The following is a 19,762-nucleotide window of genomic DNA, read 5'->3' as shown; positions in this document are numbered from 1 at the left end:
GTTGCCGGCTGCAGGCCGGCCTGCTTCGCATGAGGGCAGGTACTCCTGCGCTTGTATTTTGGACGTGAAGTCAGCGCAGCCGGGGATGGCGGTGGTGGCTGGTTGAATAATAAGGAATCCTGGATGCGCATAGCGATTGTAGGCAGCGGTATTTCCGGCCTGACCGCCGCCTACCTGTTGAACAAGAGGCACGACATCACCCTGTTTGAGGCTGCGGATCGCCTGGGAGGGCATACCGCCACCGTGGATGTCGATGAGGGCGATCATCGCCTGGCCATCGATACCGGCTTTATCGTTTTCAACGACTGGACTTACCCCAACTTCATCAAGTTGATGGAGCGGTTGGGCGTGGATTCCCAGCCCACGGACATGGGCTTCAGCGTCTGTTCCGACCGGGAGTCTTTTGAGTACGCTGGCAACAACCTCGACAGCCTGTTCGCCCAGCGCCGTAACCTGTTCAGTGCTGGGCACTGGCGAATGCTGCGGGATATTGTGCGCTTCAATCGCGCAGCTGTGCGCGACTGGCGCGACGGCAGGCTCGGCGACCAATTAACCCTGGGGCAGTATCTGCGGGACAACGGCTACTCTGCCGAATTCACCGACCGCTACCTGGTACCGATGGGATCGGCCATCTGGTCGGCCAGCATGTCACAGATGCTGGATTTCTCTGTCAGTTTTTTCGTGCGCTTCTTTTTCAATCACGGCCTGCTGAACATCACCAACCGGCCCCAGTGGCGGGTGATCAAGGGGGGCTCGCGGAAATATATCGGGCCCATGGTGAAGGAGTTTACCGGGCGAATCCGGCTCTCCACGCCAGTTGCCAGTGTCATTCGTGGCTCTGATGGAGTGACCGTGCACACGGCCGCTGGTGAGGCCCTGGATTTTGATGCCGTGGTCCTGGCCTGCCATTCCGACCAGGCCCTGGCATGCCTGGATACACCGACGCACGCAGAGCGCGATGTTCTGGGAGCCATTCCGTACGCCGAGAATTCGGTGGTGTTACATACCGACACCGACCTGTTGCCCCGGCGTCAACGGAGCTGGGCCAGCTGGAATTATCGCCTCCAGGGGGACAAGGACAGGCTGCCTGTGCTGACTTACAACATGAATATCCTGCAGCGACTGGAGTGTGAGCAGACTTATTGTGTCACCCTGAATGCGGACGATAAGATCAATCCGGAGAAGGTGATCCGGCGGTTCGAATACGCCCACCCCCAGTTTTCGGTGGCGGGGATGCAGGCACAGAAACAGTGGGAGTCGATCAATGGGCAGAATCACACCTGGTACTGCGGTGCTTACTGGGATAACGGCTTTCATGAGGATGGCGTGAACAGTGCTATGCGGGTTGCCGAGGCGTTCGGGGTAACGCTCTGATGGAGAGTGCCATCTACAGTGGCTGGGTGCAGCACCGTCGCCTCGCACCGCGGGGGCACCGGTTTCGCTACCGTGTTTTCATGGTATATCTCGACCTGGGAGAGCTGGAGCAGGTGCTGGCCATGAGCCCGTTGTGGTCGCGCAGTCGGTGGGCACCGGCACGTTTCCGGCGTGAGGACTTCTTCGGTGATCCGGCCCTCGGTGTCGACGAGGCGGTGCGTCGTCGTGTGCAGGAGGAAACCGGCGAGCGTCCGCAGGGGCCAGTGCGGGTGTTAGCCAACTGGCGGTATTTTGGGTACAACATGAACCCGATCAGTACTTATTACTGTTTTGATCGCAGTGGCAAGGATGTTCAATGGGTGATGCTGGATGTGCACAACACGCCCTGGAATGAGCGTCACAGTTATGTACTTGATTGTCGCGACGGGGGGATACGCGGCAGGTCATCGAGTGTCCAGAAGGGGGAGTTCGACAAGGATTTTCATGTCTCCCCGTTCATGCCTATGGAGCAGGCATACCGCTGGCGCAGTGTCACCCCGGGGGAGCGCCTGTCGATTTTCCTGCAGAACCTGCAGGACGGTAAGCCTGTTTTTGACGCCACCCTGAGCCTTAAACGCGAGGAGCTCTCCCCGCGCACGTTGAATCTCACGCTAATCCAATATCCACTGATGACCGTAAAGGTCATCACTGCTATTTATTGGCAGGCATTAAGGTTGTGGCTCAAGCGCGTGCCGATATTCACCCATCCGAATCGCAGCGTTCGGGCCGATGCAGGAGAAAAACGCCAATGAAATCTGTTGAAGCGGGCCAGCCCGGTACAATTGAAGACTCCGCACAGTCGAACTGGACCACGCAGCTCGCCCGGAGGCTGGTGCTGGGCAAGCTCGCTGGGATCAAGCGCGGACACCTGGTGGTGGAAGAGGGCGGTGAAATATACCGTTTTGGCGAGGCGGAGCAGGACGCGGAGGTTTGCGCCCGGATCTGCGTCCAGGATGAGGTGACGTATACACACGTACTCTTCAATGGCACCATCGGGTCGGGTGAGGCCTATATGCAGGGTGCCTGGACCTCTCCCTGCCTGGTGGATGTTATCCGGTTGATGGTCAACAACATGGCCATGCTGGAGAATATGGATTCCCGCTGGAGTTTCCTGCAGAAATTTGCGTTGCGTATCCTGCACCGCTTCAATGCCAATACCCGCGCCGGCTCTCGTAAGAATATCTCCGCCCACTACGATCTTGGCAATGATTTCTTCAAGCTGTTTCTCGATCCCACCATGCTGTACTCATCGGCGGTGTTTCCGTCTTCATCAGCGAGCCTTGAAGAGGCATCCCTGAACAAGCTGGAAAGAATCTGTAACAAGTTGCAGCTCCATGAGGGTGACCACCTGCTCGAGATCGGCACTGGCTGGGGTGGCATGGCGGTCTATGCGGCCAAGAACTATGGGTGCCGCGTGACCACCACAACCATCTCCAGGGAACAGTACGAGCATGCGCGCGCCTGGGTGGAGCGCGAGGGACTGCAGGAACAGGTCACGTTGCTGCTGAAGGATTATCGAGACCTAGAGGGGCAGTACGACAAGTTGGTTTCCATCGAGATGATCGAGGCTGTGGGCCATGAGTATCACAAGGATTTCTTCTCCCGTTGCAGTCGCCTGCTGAAAGAAGACGGGTTGATGGTGATGCAGGCCATTACAATCCAGGACCAGCGATACCATCGTTATCGCAAGCAGGTGGATTTTATCCAGCGTTATATCTTCCCCGGTGGCTGCCTGCCGTCCAACCAGGTGGTGGCGGATCATATCGCTGAGAATACGGATATGCAGGTTGTCGGCCTTGAGGACATTACCTTTCATTACGCGCGCACGCTGAGTGCCTGGCGCGATGCTTTCTTCGCCCGTATCGATGAGGTTCGCCGCCAGGGCTTTGACAATCGTTTTATCCGTATGTGGGATTTTTACCTCTGTTACTGCGAAGGAGGCTTCCTCGAGCGCGTGATCAGCACGGCCCAGTTTGTCTTTGCCAAGCCGCGCTGCCGGGCGCTACCGGGCTGATTGCGCAGCGCACGGGAGCTGGCCATGTGGCGGATTATTGCGAACGCCGTGCTGTTCGACGTTGCGTGGCCACTGTGTGTGCTGGTGAACAGTGTCTGGGTGATTGTTGCGTTCACCGCGGCCAATCTCTTTTTTCACCTCCGAATCGTTGCCAACAAGCGCAATGAATGGCTCTGGGTTGCCACTGTCTGGCTCTGCGGAGCCAGTGTGGATACGCTGGTATTCTCCAGTGGCCTGCTGAGCAATGATAATGGCTCACCCTTTCCTCCTGCCTGGCTATTATTACTTTGGGTAAACTTTGCCACGGCGCTCCGGTACAGCATGTTTTTCCTGCAGAAGAGCGGATGGCTGGCGGCAGTACTTGGCGGCATATTTGGGCCGTTCAGCTACTGGACCGGCGCCTGGCTCAATGGCACGGTGGAGTTCAGCCAGCCGGTGATCGTTCCTGTGCTCGTCCTCGTATGTATCTGGGTACTGTTCCTGCCGTTTACCACCTGGTTATCGCGGCGCCGGATTTTTACCGAGGCTGGTTATGCTTAGTCTGTTGGCGGCAATGGCTGTGAATGCGGCGGCGCACTGCGGTTACCAGGGCGAGGTACAGGCCATCGGCCTGGCCCGCGAGCCCGGCCGCGATCAGCTCGTCTACTGCGAGTACTACCTCCCGACCCGGAATAACCGGACCCGGGTTCTCTACTACAATCCCCGCGGGCATCGCATTGCGGAAAAGTCCCTTGTTACCCGCCCCGGCGAAGAGCCGCGTAATACACCGCGGCCGGAAGTAATCCAGCGCGATTACCGCCATGGTGAGGAGCGTATTGTTCGTCGCCGGGACGGCCAGTGGGAAATGCGCTACCGCGAGAGCCGGGACTCAGGCTGGGAGACCGAGAGTGTCGATGGTAATGATATCGATGTGATCGATGCCGGTTTCGATCCATTTGTCAGGAACAACTGGGACCGGCTTTCGGCAGGGGAATCGGTGGAGTTCAAGTTTGCCTCGCCCCTGCATGGCCGTGCCGTCACCCTGCGTGCGCGAAAGGCGGAGTGCCAGGGCGAGGCCCAGGGAAACCTGTGCCTCCGGATAGACCTGGCGCAGGCGCTGCTGCGGATGTTCGCAGGACACCTCTACCTCGTTTACGGAGCAGATCAGCGCCAGCTGCAGCGGTTTGAAGGCATCGTCAATCTTCTGGATGACCGTGGCGAGAGCCAGCGCCTGCGTATTGACTACTTCTACCAATAGGCTGGTGGGCATCTCCGCAAGGCGATTCCTGGCAGGTGGCGGCACTGCCGTTACAGACAAGCCAATTTCACCCGAAACCCGTTTTTCCGATACCAGGCAGGCAATTTTTTTGTTGTGCTGACTGGCGCGAACTTCGACTTACAGCTAAACCTAAGTAGAAAGAGGCGACATGTTTGCACTGGCCGCGTCGCAGGGGCTGAACCCGGCGCACGGTGGCAGGCATCAACTCTTCAATTGAGGTAACGCGATGAAGTCTGCATTTCTTTCTGCCGTAGGGCTCAGCACGATGCTGGCAGCTGGGTGTGTTACCCAGGAACAGGTTCCCGGGGCCGGCGGAGTCGTGATTGATACTTATGGTGTAAATATGCGTCAGTACCAGCTTGACCTGGCGGATTGTCGTTCGACGGCCTATTACGCCCGAGCCGATGCCGGGCGCCGTGGAGTGACCCGGGCTGCGGGTGGGGCACTTTTGGGTGGTGCCCTGGGCGCAATTGTCGGGGATTCCAGTAGCGCGGCGGCAGCTGGCGCCGGCGCCGGTGCCCTGCTGGGTGGGGTTTCCGGCGTGGGCAGCTCCTACAGCGAGGAAGGGCGCATTGTCAGGAATTGTCTGCGCGGTCGCGGATATCGCGTCCTAAATTGATCTTTTTCGATTAGTGGCGGTCAAAGATTCATCACAGCCTGTTGATATTCGGCAATCTCACAGGACTTGGCTTGAGCCGGGCAGTCGCCCGGCTCTTTTTTTATGTGCCGGGAAAGTTGGCTTGTCGCCCAATCCCCTTTGGCCAGGGGCCTCTCCCACAAAGGTGCGGTGCAATCGCCGGAGGTGATGCAGGGGCGGCCTGTGACCGTGAAGAAATGAAGGCAGGCAGGGTAAAACGATCGCGGCCAGCGGTCGCTGGCCGCGATCGTGAATGAATTCCCGGGGGCGCCGCAGGCGGCGGTTTCCCCGGGAGCCCGTTTTGCCTTACTGGGCGAGGGAGAACAGCTGTGTGTTCCCGCCGGTTGCCACCGTATTGATGGTCTTGGTCTTCTCATCAGCAAAACGGAACAGGTAGTGCGGGCCACCGGCTTTGGGGCCGGTGCCGGACAGTCCCTGGCCGCCGAATGGGTTGACGCCCACCACGGCACCCACCATATCGCGGTTGACGTAGGTGTTGCCCACATTCACGCGCTTGAACACTGCGCCGGCACGTCCCTCGATACGAGAATGCAGGCCGAAGGTCAGGCCGTAGCCGGTGGCGTTGATCCGGCGGATCACATCTTCCAGTTCGCCGGCCTTGAAGCGCACCACGTGCAGGAAGGGACCGAACACCTCGCGCTCCAGCACGGAGAAGTCCTCGATCTCGACCACCTGCGGGCCGAAGAACGTGCCTTTCGCCGGGAGCTTGCTGCGGTCAAAGGCGAACAGGGGCTTGGCCTCCTGGGCCATACGCTCGCGGTGTTTCTCCAGCGTGCCCAGGGCCTTCTCGTCGATCACCGGGCCGATATCGGTGGAGAGTAATGCGGGATTGCCGAGGGTCAGTTCCTCGCAGGCTCCCTTGAGCATCTTCAGGAGGTTGTCGGCGATCACGTCCTGCACGCACAGGATGCGCAGGGCGGAACAGCGCTGCCCGGCGCTCAGGAAGGCGGACTGGATGACATCGTCCACCACCTGCTCGGGCAGGGCAGTGGAATCCACGATCATCACGTTCTGGCCGCCGGTCTCGGCGATCAGCGGCGTGATAGGACCGTCTTTGTCAGCCAGCTGCCGGTTGATCAGGCGTGCGGTTTCGGTGGAGCCAGTGAAGGCCACGCCGGACAGGCGCGGATCCTCGATCAGCGGCGCGCCGACGGCGGCACCGGTACCGGTAACCAGGTGCAGGACCTCTTTCGGTACGCCCGCCTCGTGCATCAGCTCGATGGCACGTGCGGCGATCAGCGGGGTTTGCTCGGCGGGCTTGGCCAGCACGGCATTACCCGCCGCCAGGGCGGCAACGACCTGGCCGGTGAAGATGGCCAGCGGGAAGTTCCAGGGGCTGATCGCCACGAATACGCCACGACCGGTCAGGTACAGCTCGTTGCTCTCACCGGTGGGGCCGGGCAGTTCATGCGGCTCGCTAAAGTGGCGGCGTGCACCATTGCCGTAATAACGGCAGAAGTCCACCGCCTCGCGCACCTCCGAGATACCGTCATTCAGGGTTCGGCCGGCCTCCAGGCAAATCAGGGCTGTCAGGTCGTTCAGGTGCTGTTCGTACAGGTCGGCAATGCGGTCCAGGATCCGGCCGCGTTCATTGCCACCCAGGCGGTCCCAGGCCACCTGGGCCTCTGTTGCAGCGCTATAGGCGGCATCGATCTGGTGCTTGTCGGCATTGGCGGTATGGCCGATTACCTCGCCGGTAGCGGGGTTGTGGACCGGCTCGTCGGTCTTGCCCATCTTGCCATTGATGATGGGGCCGCCCTTGAATTGCTTGCCTTTCAGTTTCTCGATGCTCTGTAGCAGCGGCTCCACGGCTACCGGGTCGGTCAGCTCGATACCGTGGGAATTCTTGCGGGGCAGGGGTTCGCCGCCCAGGTAAATGTCCTCCGGCACCGGGATCTGCGGATGGCGGTAGGGCTGGCAGTTTTCGCTCTGTTCGATTGTGTCCTGTACCAGTTCGTCGATGGGAGTCTCCTCGTCCATAAAGCGGTTTACGAAAGAACTATTGGCGCCGTTTTCCAGCAGGCGGCGCACCAGGTAGGGCAGCAGGTCCCTGTGGGCGCCCACCGGCGCGTATACGCGCACAGGCACCCGCTTGCCGTGTACCTTTTCCAGCTGGGCGTAGAGCAGGTGGCCCATGCCGTGCAGGCGCTGGAACTCGTAGTTGTTGGCGTCGCCCGCCAGCTCCAGGATCAGGCCTACGGTGTAGGCATTGTGGGTGGCGAATTGCGGGTAGACCGCATCGCGGTTGTCCAGCAGTTGTTTGGCACAGACCTGGTAAGACAGGTCGGTGTGGCACTTGCGGGTATATACCGGGTAATCGGTCAGGCCCATCTGCTGGGCGTGCTTGATTTCGGTGTCCCAGTAGGCCCCTTTTACCAGGCGCACCATGATCTTGCGTCCGGTGTCGCGGCCGAGGGCGATCAACCAGTCCGCCACGTAGGGGGCGCGCTTCTGGTAGGCCTGTAGTACGAAGCCCAGGCCCTGCCAGTTGCCCAGCTCCGGCGCGCGGGCCAGTTCTTCGAAGATGTCCATGGAGACATCCAGTCGCTCGGCTTCTTCGGCATCGATGTTCAGGCCCATATCGTACTTGGCGGCCGCGATGCACAGTTCTTTCACGCTCGGCAGCAGCTCGGTCATCACGCGCTCCCGCTGCAACACGCTGTAACGGGGGTGCAGGGCGGACAGCTTGATGGAGATACCGTTGGCCTCGATCACGTCGCGTTTGTCGTTGCTCTTGCCGATCGCCTCAATGGCCATCATGTAGGAGTCAAAGTAGCGCCTGGCGTCGGCCATGGTGCGGGCGCCCTCGCCGAGCATATCGAAGGAGAAGCGGGTGCCGGGAATGTTTTCTGCGGGGCCGCGCTTCAGTGCTTCCTCGATGGTGCGCCCCAGCACGTACTGGCCACCCATGATCTTCATGGCCTGCATCATGGAGGCGCGCACCATGGGCTCGCCCATGCGGCTCACCATGCGCTTCATCCAGTGGGAGGGCCGCTCGGTGATATCCGGATCCAGTTCGACGATGTTGCCGGTGAGCATCAGGCCCCAGGTGGACGCATTAACGAACAGGGAGTCGGATTGGCCACGGTGGCTGGCCCAGTTGCCGGAATGCACTTTCTCGGCGATCAGTTTGTCGGCAGTATCCGCATCCGGGACCCGCAGCAGGGACTCGGCCAGGCACATGAGGGCCACCCCTTCCTTGTTGGACAGGCCGAACTGCTGCAGGAAGGCATCCAGTGTTCCGCGCTTGCTGCGTTCCTTGCGGGACTCGGCGACCAGCGTGCGGCTGGTGGCGAGGATTTTCTGGCGCAGTGTGTCGCTGGGACGTGGGGCGGCCAGCAGCTCGCTCACACACTGGTTTTCGTCGGCGTGCAGGTACTCGCGGGCCTTCTCGCGCGCGCTGTGCAGGTCTCCGGCGAATTGTGTTGGCATGGTGACTCCAAAGCTCTAAGTTGGACCAGAAGAAAAGTCGGATTATGTGCGATTTCGCTCAGAATTAATCGCCATTTTGCCTCCGGTTGTGGTTAAATGTAGCGCCTATTTGCATGATCACCAGTAGGGTATGTTGCTATGTCTCGTCAGATGGAAGACCTGGACCGTATCGACCGCCAGATCCTGCGCATCCTCCAGCGCGAAGGGCGCCTGCCCAATGTGGAGCTGGCAAGGCGCGTGAATCTCAGTCCCACCCCCTGCCTCGAGCGGGTCAAGCGCCTCGAGCGGGAGGGGTTTATCCGCGACTACGTGGCGTTGCTGGACCCGCTCAAGGTCCACGCCGGCCTGGTGGTGTATGTCCAGGTGACCCTGACGGACACTGCCACCGAAGCCCTGGAGGCCTTCAACTCACATGTCTCCAGCCTCGAAGAGGTGCAGGAGTGCCATATGGTGGCGGGCGGCTTTGACTACCTGATCAAGATCCGGATCAAGGATATGCTCGGCTACCGCCGTTTCCTCGGCGAAAAGCTGGCCTCCGTCCCTGGGGTACGGGAGACCCATACCTATGTAGTGATAGAGGAAGTAAAGACCGATACCGCGGTTGCGGTGCCGGATCCCGAGCCCAAAAAGGCCAAATCCTCCAAGCGCTAGGCCGACAGCGCGGGCCTCGCGGCCCGCCCGTGCCTTGAACATCCCCCAAATCAAAGTAGCCTGAATGACCGAATCGTCACTGCCGGACAATCGCCGTGCCGTCCTGCTCGCCCTGGCAGCTGTGCTCTGCTGGTCTACTGTGGCCAGTGCATTCAAGATTTCCCTCCAGTATGTATCGCCGCTACAGCTGGTCAGTATCGCGGCGGCGGTCTCGACCCTGCTGATGGCAGCGGTGGTTACCCGGGAGGGGCGCTGGCGCGAGCTCGCCACGGCCTGGGCCCGGAACCGCCACTGGTATCTGGCCCTGGGGTTTTGCAATCCCTTCCTTTATTACCTGGTACTGTTCACCGCTTATGACCTGCTGCCGGCCCAGCAGGTGTTGCCCCTCAATTACACCTGGGGGGTCCTGCTGGCACTCTTGTCTGTGCCGGTACTCAAGCAGCAACTGCGCACCCAGGACCTGGTGGCCGCGCTGGTGTGTTACAGCGGGGTGGTGGTGATCGCAACCAGCGGGCGGCCACTGGCACTGGAATTTGCCGACCCGCTGGGTGTGGGGCTGGCCCTGTTCAGCACCCTGATCTGGTGCAGTTTCTGGCTGCTGAACACCCGCATCGGGGGCAGCGCACCGGTCAACCTGCTATTGAGCTTTCTCTGCGGGCTGCCCTGGCTGGGTGCAGCCCTGGTAGTGCAGGGTGACTGGCAGTGGCCACCGCTGGCCGGCTGGGTCGGTGCGCTCTACGTGGGCCTGTTTGAGATGGGTATCGCCTTCCTGCTGTGGCAGGCGGCGCTGATGGCCTGTGATAACACGGCGCGGATCAGTAACCTGATTTATCTCTCGCCACCGTTATCGTTGGTATTTATTGCGTTGCTGGTGGGTGAAACGATCCAGATGGCAACCATTGTTGGCCTGGTTTTGATTATGCTCGGGGTGGCCGTGCAGCAGGGCGTGCTGCGCCGGGCGCTCCTGAAACGATGATGAATCCGGCAGGAGCGGCCGCTGCCGCGATGTTTCCCCGGTCCGTTCGTGACCGGGTGGCGGCCAACGGCCGCTCCTACGTTGATGATTGAGAGAAACTGAAAAGCGATAAAGATAAGCAGGTACCCCATGGATTTCTCCCTCACCGAAGAACAACAGATGATCCAGGATGCCGCGCGCCAGTTTGCCGAGAGTGAACTGAAGCCAGTGGCGGCAGAGCTGGATAAAACCGGCAATCGCGAGCTGTTGCTCGATAAATTGAAACAGCTGGCCGAGCTGGGCTTTATGGGAATCAATATCGATCCCGATTTCGGCGGCACCGGTGCCGGCACCGTGGCCTTCAGCCTGGCGATCACCGAGCTGGCGCGGGGCTGCGCCTCCACTGCCACCACCACGTCTGTGACCAATATGGTGGCGGAGGTGATCCAGGCGGTGGGCAATGATGACCAGAAGGCGAAATACCTGCCGAAAATCTGCAGTGGTGAGTACCCCGCGGGCTCCTTCTGTCTCACCGAGCCAAGTTCCGGGTCCGATGCCGCTGCCATGCGCACGCGGGCGGTAAGGGACGGCGACGAATATGTCCTGAATGGCAGCAAGCTGTACATTTCCAGTGCCGAGTTCGCCGGCGTGTTCGTGGTATGGGCGGTGACCGATCCCGAGGCGCCGAAAGGGAAGGGCATCTCCTGTTTCCTGGTGGAGGCGGGCACCCCCGGCCTGGTGATTGGCAAGGCAGAAGAGAAGATGGGACAGAAGGCCTCGGTCACCAACGAGGTTTCATTCGACGACTGCCGTATCCCGGCCGCTAATCTCATGGGCGAGGAGAATCGCGGTTTCCGCATCGCGGCCGGTGAACTGGCTGGTGGCCGTATCGGTATCGGTTCCCTGGGGCTGGGTGTCGGGCTGGAGGCGCTGGACTGTGCGCGCGCCTTTATCCAGGAACGCGAACAGTTCGGGCAGCCGCTGGCGAAATTCCAGGGCCTGCAATGGCAGCTCGCCGACAAGTACACCGAGATGGAAGCTGCACGCCTGTTGCTGATGCAGGCAGCCTGGCAGAAAGACGCCGGGGTGGACTTTGGCCCGGCAGCGTCAATGGCGAAACTGTATGCCACGGAGAAAGCCAACGAAGCCTGCTATACCGCGCTACAGATGCACGGTGGCGCCGGCTACACCCGCGATTACCCACTGGAGCGGATGGCGCGGGATGTGCGCATCACCACTATTTATGAAGGTACCAGTGAGATCCAGCGCCTGATCATCGCCCGCCACCTGCTGGACGGCATGCGCTGAACGAAGGCATGAAGTGCCCCGCCATCGCAGTGTGGCGGGGTAGCCTGTTCTTTCTTCCCTCTGGCCACACTTCCCTGGTGCACGCTCGTGCCCCCGCATTCCCGCACGAAAGCGCAAATTACCTGCCATCCGGCACCCCCTTTGACCTCCAGGTTCCCTTTAACCGCTCTACAACCTTCCGGTGTGGCAGCTTTGTTGCAGTATCTGCCCAATTGAATCGCCGTCTAGACTGAAGGTACATCGTTTTTGACGTTGCTGGGCCCAAAACGGAAGTCGATGATGTACAGGATGTATTGGGTGCTGTCGTTGCGTGGTATTGGTTGCCGGCGCTCACACCCAGGCCTGCGCGGACCAGGTGGGAGGAAACGCGTTCCGGATCGGTCAGCAAAGTTGCAGTTCCAAGGCCGTCCCCGTTACTACGACGAGGGCCTGGATATCGCTACTGACAGTCAGTCCGGGCTTTCACCTGAACAGTGTTTTGCTGCTTCCGGCAGCGAACTAACCGAACCGATCAGAAGGAACTGACCATGCGACAGGTGCAGAGATTTAACGCTGTGATTCTGCCAGTGGCACTGACGATTGGTGCGATGGGGCTGGCCCGACAGGCAAATGCCGCTGGCCTGATGGTCTGGGAAATCGGGACCCCGAGCCTTGGTACCGCCGGTGCCGGGTGGGCGGCGATGCCCGAGGATGCCTCGACCGCGTATACGAACCCTGCTGGAACTGTCTGGCGCGAGGGCACCCAGCTGATGGCATCGGGACAGCTTCTCTACGGCAACCTGGAATTCAGTGACGGTGGTGAGAGTAATGTGCCGGGCAACGATGGTGGCAACGCGATCGAGTGGTTTCCTGGTGGTGGTTTTTTTGCCGCGGGTCGCTTCTCCGATCGAATCGGCTGGGGCTTCGCCATGGCCGGTAATTTCGGCGGTGTGCTGGATTACGGCAAAAACTGGCAGGGTCGCCGTTTCGTGACCGAGACCAGTCTCATTGGCATGAGCCTGTTGCCCTCGCTGAGCTGGAAGGCGAGTGACTGCCTGTCAATCGGGCTGGGCCTGAATGTGATGGGCGCCTATTACAAGTACGAATCCCGTCCCCGTGCCGGCCTCGCGGGCGGCGACGCCCGACTGAAATACGATGACAAGGATATCGGCTACGGCGGCAACCTGGGCATTATCTACAAGCCCACTGCAGCCACAACCCTGGGGCTCAGCTATACGTCACGGGTCGACTGGGAATTCCGCGATGACCTGCGGCTCGACGGGTTCGGTCCGTTGTTCACACGTCTGGTAGAGCGACTGGACGGCGCTCGCACCGGTTTCGACATGAATGCCCCGCAGACCCTGACCATCAGCATGCAACAGCACCTCACTGCATCGACCACTGTGTACGCCAATGCGAACTGGCAGGAGTGGTCAGAGTTTGGGCTCATCGGTTTCCGGATAGACAATCCGAACCAGACCAGTGTCACCATCGACCGGGAGTACGATGACAGCTGGCACGGTGCCCTCGGCGTGCGCCACCAGTACCGCACCGGCACCCTGGCGGGGTGGGCGCTGTCGGCCGGTATCGCTTACGACAGCAGCATTGAGGATCTCAGCTCTCGCACTGCCGACGTGGTCGTCGACAAGCAGTGGCGCCTGGGGCTTGGTGCCCGAAAGGAGCTCTGCCCGGGCCTGAGACTGGATGTTGGTTACACGCTGGTGTGGATGGGAGATGTCCCCATCGATCAGGAGGGAGGACCGCCGTTCAGTCCGCGGCTACAGGGTAGTTATGATGATTATTCACTGAACTTCTTCGGTGGCTCCATACAATTTGACCTGTAAAGAGAGGCCGGCGTTGTGCATCCTTGGTGCATGCTGGCATTATGCTGGACAGTCATTGCGGATGAGAAAACTGTCATGAGCGGACCCACACCAACGGTAGTCACCGTAGAAGAGAGCGGTGACGGCAAGTTCACGCAGACAATGCATTCCGGGCCGCACCAACTTGTCGCCGACGAGCCGGAGGATTTCGGTGGTGATAACCTTGGGCCGGGTCCTTATGAGTACGTCCTGATGGGGCTGGGGGCATGTACCAGCATGACCATTCGTATGTACGCGGAGCGCAAGGAAATCCCACTGGACCGTGTCCGGGTGATACTTTCACACCGCAAGGTGCATGCCGAGGACTGCCAGGACTGTGAGACAAAAGAGGGCAAGATCGACGAGATCGTGCGCGAGATTACACTGGAAGGGCGGTTGACCGGCGAGCAGCGGGAAAAGCTGCTCGATATTGCCAATCACTGTCCGGTACACCGCACGCTGACATCGGAGATTGTGGTCCGGTCGCGTCTCTCTTCCGCCTGAAGGGTGAGGCCGGTTCGCCCCGGTCCCACACTCGCGAGGCCCAGTTGGGAACTGGGTACGTCAGACCTGCGATTCGATCGGCAGGAAGGAAAGCAGCCACACGACGAAGCGATCCCAGCGCGAGGTGTCAGGCTCCTGGTGCACGGTAACTGTCTTGCTGTCTTCCTTGCCAGTCCATTGCAGCTCGCCGTTTTCGTCCAGACCCAGCTTCCAGGCTGAATCCGGCGCAACCCAGTCTTCAAATAGCCTGGAAAGCTCAGAGTTGATGGCTGGGTTCTCGACCAGTACGCCGATTTCCGTATTCTGTCGCAGGGAGCGACTGTCCATATTGATGGAGCCGATAAACGCCCGGTTGCTATCGATGATATAGGTTTTTGCGTGTAGCGCGGAGTTGGCACTTCCCTGAAACCAGTGCCGGCGCCTTTCCTGGTCTGCGCCCGGCCGGAGCTCCCATAGGCGCACATTGCCCTTGAGCAGGCGTGCCCGGTCCGGCGCGTAGCCACTGTGAACAGCCGCTACATCCGTGCTGCTCAGGCTGTTTGTCAGGATTCCGACGTCCACCCCATTTCTCGCCAGCCCGGTAAAGAACTCGACTCCCCGGTCCCGGGGTACGAAGTATGCTGAACTGACCCTTATTCGCGAGTGAGTGGCGGCCAGTTCCTGTTTCAGCTGGTAGCCGGGCAATTCATGCTCTGGAATGTCCCGGCCCAGGGCCTTTTCCGGTGGATCGGTGAAGAGCTGGGCCGGTCCCCACTGGAAATCCAGTTTCCTCTTCAGCAGCCGGTGGGCAAAGTCGGATTCATCCAGTGCCTCGTTGAATTCGTCCCTGGATTCCTTCCGCAGGAATTCTCGCACCCGGTGGCGGATGTCCTCCAGGGTCCGGGAGTCATCATCATCCAGCATCAGTTCTGATACAGGTACGGATACCGGGTGATTCCAGTACACATCGAATGCAGCAGCTGCCTTGGGCAGCAGGTTTCCGATAATCAGGATATCTGTATCAAGGAACTTTATGGCTCCGGAGGAGAAGTACTCGTCGGCAATATTCCTGCCCCCGGTAATCAGCGCGAGGCTGTCGGCAATCAACAGCTTGTTGTGCATGCGGTGATTGATGCGGCCCAGATTCCTTATCTGCTCGAGCGCCCTTTTCAGTCCGCTCCGGCCCGCTACCGGGTTAAATACCCGGACTTCCATGTTGGGGTGTTCGGCCAGTTTGACCACCTGGGGATTATCGACGCGAGTGGCCAGGTCGTCCACGAGCAGCCTGACGCGCACGCCCCGGTCAGCAGCTTCCAATAGCTTACTGGTCATCAGGTTGCCGGCAGTATCGTCCTTGAAGGCGTAGTACTGTAGGTCCAGGGAGACTCGCGCCTGCTCTATAAGGACAACCCTGGTTACATAGGCCGCTAATCCTTCCGGCAGTAGCATGAAACCCGAGTGTTCAGGTGACTTGCCCTCGCTTTCACGGATGACTGCCTGGGCCATGGGAGAGCCGGTCCCGGGAGGGAGGGCATGGGATGCTGTTCTTGCGTCGGGATTGTATTGAGGGTTCTCGCTGTTACAGGCGCTGACCAGAATGGCGCTGGACAACAGCGCAGCGGGCCAGGGCATCCTCTGCCACTTGGGGGGGAGACTGCTTTTCATATCGATCCAGCCCTTCCGGTTCTCACTTGGGCGGCAAAGGTCACCTGGCAGCAGGTAGTGTCAACGGGTTGATATATCGATGAGCCAGGAGTCCGTGGGCAAATGACTATCATCCCTGGGAGTGGCGTTGTTTTTACTGTGTTCATGGGCACCGGATATGCAGGCTGATGTTGCCATTAGTCAGGTTAGGTCAAAGGTGTCTACTCGAAAGCCTAGCAGGGGCTGGATGCCTGGCTTTTCTCTCATCAAGTCGCCTATAGGGTTCCAGTGGTAGATCAGCGGAGTCATGGATGGCCAGCCGCGGCCTGGCCGCCAGCATCAGAAAAAGGGTAGTGAGAAGGGGCGACTTATCGGTGATATCCCTCCATACGCAGCTGGCATGAGAAAATTCTCAACCTGCTCCCCGCGGAATAATGCATATCTAATGCGAAAAGAGTGACCTCGGGGGCAGTGCGCTTTCTCAAGCTCGCGCGGACTGGTTTTATGCAATGCTCTTCAGGGAATTACCCAAATATGGTCTGGTGAAATACCCCGGGCCGAAAAGCAGGGCCCGCCAGGTTAGTCAGCTTTATTCGGCAGAGGGTTGGTGGCCCTTTTCTCTTCGGCCAGTGCGGCCCGACTGACCAATTTGACATAGATGGCCAGACTGAGTAGCAGTAGCGATGCGCTTAGCACAACCACAATCGCGTAGATGAGATTCTCGGCCGTATTTGCCTGGCTGAATTTGATAACCAGTACTAACCCCTCAAGACATAAAGCAACACTAACGACAATGATAAATCTCGGCCCATACTCCAATAGTACACGCAACGTTCTTTCTTCGTTCACAGGTTGAGACAAGATTACATTCATGACTACGTGAAGTTCGAACGCCGCCAAGGCAATAATCAAATTGCTGATTGCATTGACCACGATCTCCGGAATTTCATTTTCCTTATAAAAGACGGGAGAGGAAACAATAAATTCCAGCAAGGTGAAAATGGTGGAGACCAAAATAGTCGCGGCAATAGCGATAAATAGAAATGAGAATAACTGACCAAAAACATAGTTGATATTTAACTTTCTGGATTTGAACATGCTTGTCGGAGGAGCCTTCCGTCTGGTTGATGACGCCCCTTCGAACCGATGTCGATTAGACCGCCAGAGAGTTGGAGCGCTCGAGTTCAAGTGCGGTGTTTGCTTTTAGACAGACTAGCCAAGTTTTCGGGCAGTGCGGGGGGATGCATTGCATGGGAAGCGGTGTGACCCGGCACAGTAATGCCGGGTTGCCATTCGCGCAATTGCAGTGGCGGGTAAGCCCCTGCACTTTTTAATCGTTGCAAGCTTCTGGTGCAGGTGCCTTCACTGCCGGGTCCTGCCTCATGGCTTGGCTGGAGAAACTGAGGATGCCGTCCTCGATAGGCGACTCGAGCAGGATCCTGGCATCCCTTTCATAATCGTTCACCAGTCGCCAGGGATACTTGGTGCCCTGGCGTGGCAGGAGATGATCTGCCCGCTGCACATAGCCCGACTTCAGGGCAGCCATGACGGATTCTTCGTCCTTGCACCCCTCGCGGTCCACCGGCATAAATACGGTTTGTTGTTCTTTTTGCATATGGTTCAGCAGGCGGCACAGGTAGTCCGCGGACAGGTCGGCCTTGAGGGTCCAGGCGGCGTTGGTATAGCCGAACACCCAGCCCATATTCGGCACGCCTTCCATCAGAACGCCCTTGTAGGTGAGGCGACGATTGATCTCTACCGACTGGCCATCTACCTGAAGATCCATGCCACCCAGCACCTGCACCTTGAGGCCAGTGGCGGTAATGACAATATCGGCGGCAAGTTCTTTCCCGGACTTCAGGCGAATACCGTCCGCAGTGAAAGTTGCGATTTCATCGGTTTCCACCGAAGCCAGGCCGGACCGGATGGCCTCGAACAGGTCGCCGTCGGGTACGGCACACAGGCGCTGGTCCCAGGGCAGGTAATCCGGGGAGAAGTGGCGCATATCGGCGTTTTTGCCCAGTGCCCTGCGGACGCCGCGCAACATGAGGCGGCGGGTGAGTGTTGGCCAGCGCCTGGCGGCCTTGAAGATCCAGCGGTGCAACTTGATATTGCGCTTGCGCGCCATGCGGTACACCAGGCTTTTGGGCAGGAACTTCTCCAGTACCGCAGAAATCTTGTCCCAGGCCGGGACGGAAAGCACATAGGTGGGGGAGCGCTGCAGCATGGTGACATGGGCGGCCCTGTCGGTCAGGGCGGGAACCAGCGTCACCGCCGTGGCCCCGCTGCCGATCACGACGATCCGCTTGCCGGTGTAGTCCAGGTCTTCCGGCCACTGTTGCGGGTGTATAACCTGGCCACCGAATTGCTCGATACCCGGGAGGGGCGGTAGGTAGCCCTGGCGGTAGTCATAGTAGCCAGTGCAGGAAATCAGGAAGTCACTGGTATACATAACAGGTGCCCCGCGTTGCTCGCCTCGCAGTTCCCAGCGCTGCAACTTGCTGTTCCAGTTGGCTTCCTGCAGGTCCACGCCAAAGTGGATCTTGTCGGTGACGCCGTACTCCCCGGCGGTGTCGCTGATATAGCGGCGGATGGACTCCCCATCCGCGAGCACCTTGAAGCCATTCCACGGCCGGAAGCTGAAACCGAAGCTGAACATATCCGAATCCGAGCGGATACCCGGGTAGCGGAACAGGTCCCAGGTGCCGCCGATCCGGTCGCGGCGCTCGAGGATGGCGAAGTCCCGATCGGGGCTTTTCTGTCTCAGGTGGCAGGCGGTACCAATCCCGGAGAGGCCGGCGCCGATGATAAGCACGTCATGATGCTGGGTTTGCATGGTTTTTCCCTTCCGCTACCCGTTTCTTGTTTTCTGCGAGTATCAGCATGCCGCTTCCCTCTGACAAGATATTGATTTATCACGACAACCTTTTATCTTTGGGCGACAAGTGGCTTTTTACGGTAATCATGGGGGAGCAAGGGTGACTGTCCACAGTGTGATTCGCGCGAGTGTCCTGACGGGGTACAGCGCACTGGTGCGAGAGCTGGGTGGGGCACCGGAGTTGCTCCTGGATCTGGCGCAACTTCCAGCCGGAATAGAAAAGCAGCTTGACGGGTTCATCCGCTTCCGGGACTCGGCGCGACTGCTGGAGCTGACTGCAGAGCGGCTGGATTGTCCGGACTTTGCCTTGCGGCTGGCGGCACGACAGGGTGCGGATATGCTGGGTGGTATCGCGGTGATCGCCCGTAACTCCGCGACGCCCCGCGAGGCTGTGACCTGGGTAAAGCGGTTTATGCCCCTGCATAGCCCGGCGGTCCGGATAGCGTTGGGCAGAGGGGTTACCCCGGGCAGCGAGCGCCTCTCATTCGAGCTGCAGGATCCCGCACTGGTGGACATGTACCAGGTATGTGAGCAGACGCTCGGTAACGCGCGACAGATCCTCTCGGTGCTGGCTGGTCCCGAAGCCACCCCATCGCTGGTATTACTGCCACACCGGCCCCGCGGGGATAAACGGCACTATCGGGAATATTTTGGCTGCCCGGTGGAGTTCGACCAGTCCTGCTGTGCGTTGGAGTGCCCGGCGTCGCTACTGGACCAGCCGGTGCCCACTGCCGATCCTGCGACACGCCAGCTGGCCAGCCGCTACCTGGAACAGCTGGTTGTCGCCCCGGACACGCTACTGGCGGAGCAGGTCACACAGTTGATCCGGCAGCTGTTGCCCACGGGTAAATACCAGATCGGGGTAGTGGCGGCAGAGATGTCCCTTCATCCGCGCACCCTGCAGCGCCGGTTGGCGGGCGAGCAGTGCCGCTTCGAAACACTGCTGGAGCGAGTGCGCAGGGAACTGGCCCGGGAGTACCTGGCTGAGCCCGGACTTAGCCTGGCCCAGATCACCGGCTTGCTGGGTTACGCCGAGCAGAGCACGTTCAATCGGGCCTTCCGTCGCTGGTATGGAGAGACGCCCAGGATGTGCCGGACGCGACTGCTGAGCCGATGAGCACCACTGCCCCGGTGCATGGCCCGGTCGCTGGGTGCATTGGCACAGCCCGCCAAAGTGGATTGTCCGGGCCAGTCTCTCGATCCTGTTTGTGAGTGATTGTCGGGGGA

The 19,762-nt window shown here is 59.7% G+C and carries 16 protein-coding genes; 12 read left to right on the top strand and 4 right to left on the bottom strand.

The window, feature by feature from the left end:
- The first annotated feature begins 123 nt into the window (after positions 1-123).
- The 6 genes from LVD11_RS04955 (at position 124) to LVD11_RS04930 (ending at position 5,304) form a co-directional block, all read left to right on the top strand.
- Entirely contained in the window at positions 124-1,374 is a 1,251-nt protein-coding gene (locus LVD11_RS04955; protein ID WP_237056971.1) for an NAD(P)/FAD-dependent oxidoreductase, read from the top strand.
- Positions 1,374-2,165, top strand: coding sequence for a DUF1365 domain-containing protein (locus LVD11_RS04950; RefSeq protein ID WP_237056957.1), 792 nt, complete (start codon positions 1,374-1,376; stop codon positions 2,163-2,165). Before LVD11_RS04955 ends, LVD11_RS04950 begins: the two co-directional genes overlap by 1 nt.
- Positions 2,162-3,427, top strand: coding sequence for an SAM-dependent methyltransferase (locus tag LVD11_RS04945; protein ID WP_237056955.1), 1,266 nt, complete (start codon positions 2,162-2,164; stop codon positions 3,425-3,427). The genes LVD11_RS04950 and LVD11_RS04945 overlap by 4 nt, the downstream gene beginning before the upstream one ends.
- Before the next feature lie 24 nt (positions 3,428-3,451).
- Positions 3,452-3,967, top strand: a complete 516-nt coding sequence (locus LVD11_RS04940) for a DUF2878 domain-containing protein (RefSeq protein WP_237056953.1) — start codon at positions 3,452-3,454, stop codon at positions 3,965-3,967.
- Positions 3,960-4,664 carry a hypothetical protein gene (locus LVD11_RS04935; RefSeq protein WP_237056951.1) on the top strand — a complete coding sequence of 235 codons (705 nt, stop codon included), beginning with the start codon at positions 3,960-3,962 and terminating at the stop codon, positions 4,662-4,664. The genes LVD11_RS04940 and LVD11_RS04935 overlap by 8 nt, the downstream gene beginning before the upstream one ends.
- Before the next feature lie 247 nt (positions 4,665-4,911).
- Positions 4,912-5,304, top strand: a complete 393-nt coding sequence (locus LVD11_RS04930) for a glycine zipper family protein (protein ID WP_237056948.1) — start codon at positions 4,912-4,914, stop codon at positions 5,302-5,304.
- Positions 5,305-5,628: 324 nt separating this feature from the next.
- Here LVD11_RS04930 and putA read toward each other — a convergent pair whose 3' ends face one another.
- The gene (gene putA, locus LVD11_RS04925) at positions 5,629-8,775 is read right to left on the bottom strand and encodes a bifunctional proline dehydrogenase/L-glutamate gamma-semialdehyde dehydrogenase PutA (RefSeq protein ID WP_237056946.1); all 3,147 of its coding nucleotides are present in this window, start codon (positions 8,773-8,775) and stop codon (positions 5,629-5,631) included.
- Positions 8,776-8,913: 138 nt separating this feature from the next.
- On the opposite strand from putA, the gene LVD11_RS04920 reads away from it, so the two are divergent.
- The 5 genes from LVD11_RS04920 to LVD11_RS04900 all read left to right on the top strand — a co-directional run bounded on the left by LVD11_RS04920 (position 8,914) and on the right by LVD11_RS04900 (position 14,034).
- Positions 8,914-9,426 (top strand): Lrp/AsnC ligand binding domain-containing protein, encoded by a 513-nt coding sequence (locus LVD11_RS04920; protein WP_237056944.1) that lies wholly within the window; start codon positions 8,914-8,916, stop codon positions 9,424-9,426.
- 64 nt (positions 9,427-9,490) lie between these two features.
- A complete protein-coding gene (locus LVD11_RS04915) occupies positions 9,491-10,402 on the top strand; it encodes a DMT family transporter (RefSeq protein ID WP_237056942.1) in 912 nt (303 codons plus the stop codon).
- A gap of 129 nt (positions 10,403-10,531) precedes the next feature.
- A complete protein-coding gene (locus tag LVD11_RS04910) occupies positions 10,532-11,689 on the top strand; it encodes an acyl-CoA dehydrogenase family protein (protein ID WP_237056940.1) in 1,158 nt (385 codons plus the stop codon).
- Between the two features lie 527 nt (positions 11,690-12,216).
- On the top strand, positions 12,217-13,512 hold the full coding sequence (locus LVD11_RS04905) for an OmpP1/FadL family transporter (protein ID WP_237056938.1): 1,296 nt from the start codon (positions 12,217-12,219) through the stop codon (positions 13,510-13,512).
- 75 nt (positions 13,513-13,587) lie between these two features.
- Complete coding sequence (locus LVD11_RS04900) at positions 13,588-14,034, top strand: OsmC family protein (protein ID WP_237056936.1); 447 nt, start codon at positions 13,588-13,590, stop codon at positions 14,032-14,034.
- Positions 14,035-14,094: 60 nt separating this feature from the next.
- Here LVD11_RS04900 and LVD11_RS04895 read toward each other — a convergent pair whose 3' ends face one another.
- The 3 genes from LVD11_RS04895 to LVD11_RS04885 all read right to left on the bottom strand — a co-directional run bounded on the left by LVD11_RS04895 (position 14,095) and on the right by LVD11_RS04885 (position 18,493).
- Positions 14,095-15,519: a phospholipase D family protein gene (locus LVD11_RS04895; RefSeq protein WP_237056934.1), complete on the bottom strand. Its 1,425-nt coding sequence runs from the start codon at positions 15,517-15,519 to the stop codon at positions 14,095-14,097.
- 717 nt (positions 15,520-16,236) lie between these two features.
- The gene (locus LVD11_RS04890) at positions 16,237-16,755 is read right to left on the bottom strand and encodes a hypothetical protein (protein ID WP_237056932.1); all 519 of its coding nucleotides are present in this window, start codon (positions 16,753-16,755) and stop codon (positions 16,237-16,239) included.
- A gap of 232 nt (positions 16,756-16,987) precedes the next feature.
- Positions 16,988-18,493, bottom strand: a complete 1,506-nt coding sequence (locus LVD11_RS04885; protein WP_237056930.1) for a flavin-containing monooxygenase — start codon at positions 18,491-18,493, stop codon at positions 16,988-16,990.
- Positions 18,494-18,635: 142 nt separating this feature from the next.
- Here LVD11_RS04885 and LVD11_RS04880 point away from each other — a divergent pair, with 142 nt between their 5' ends.
- Positions 18,636-19,652: an AraC family transcriptional regulator gene (locus tag LVD11_RS04880; protein ID WP_237056923.1), complete on the top strand. Its 1,017-nt coding sequence runs from the start codon at positions 18,636-18,638 to the stop codon at positions 19,650-19,652.
- Positions 19,653-19,762: the final 110 nt, after the last annotated feature.

Source organism: Microbulbifer sediminum (assembly GCF_021729035.1).
Classification (GTDB): domain Bacteria; phylum Pseudomonadota; class Gammaproteobacteria; order Pseudomonadales; family Cellvibrionaceae; genus Microbulbifer; species Microbulbifer sediminum.
Note: the sequence above shows the minus strand (reverse complement) of the source record. Positions and strands in the feature narration are given on the sequence as shown.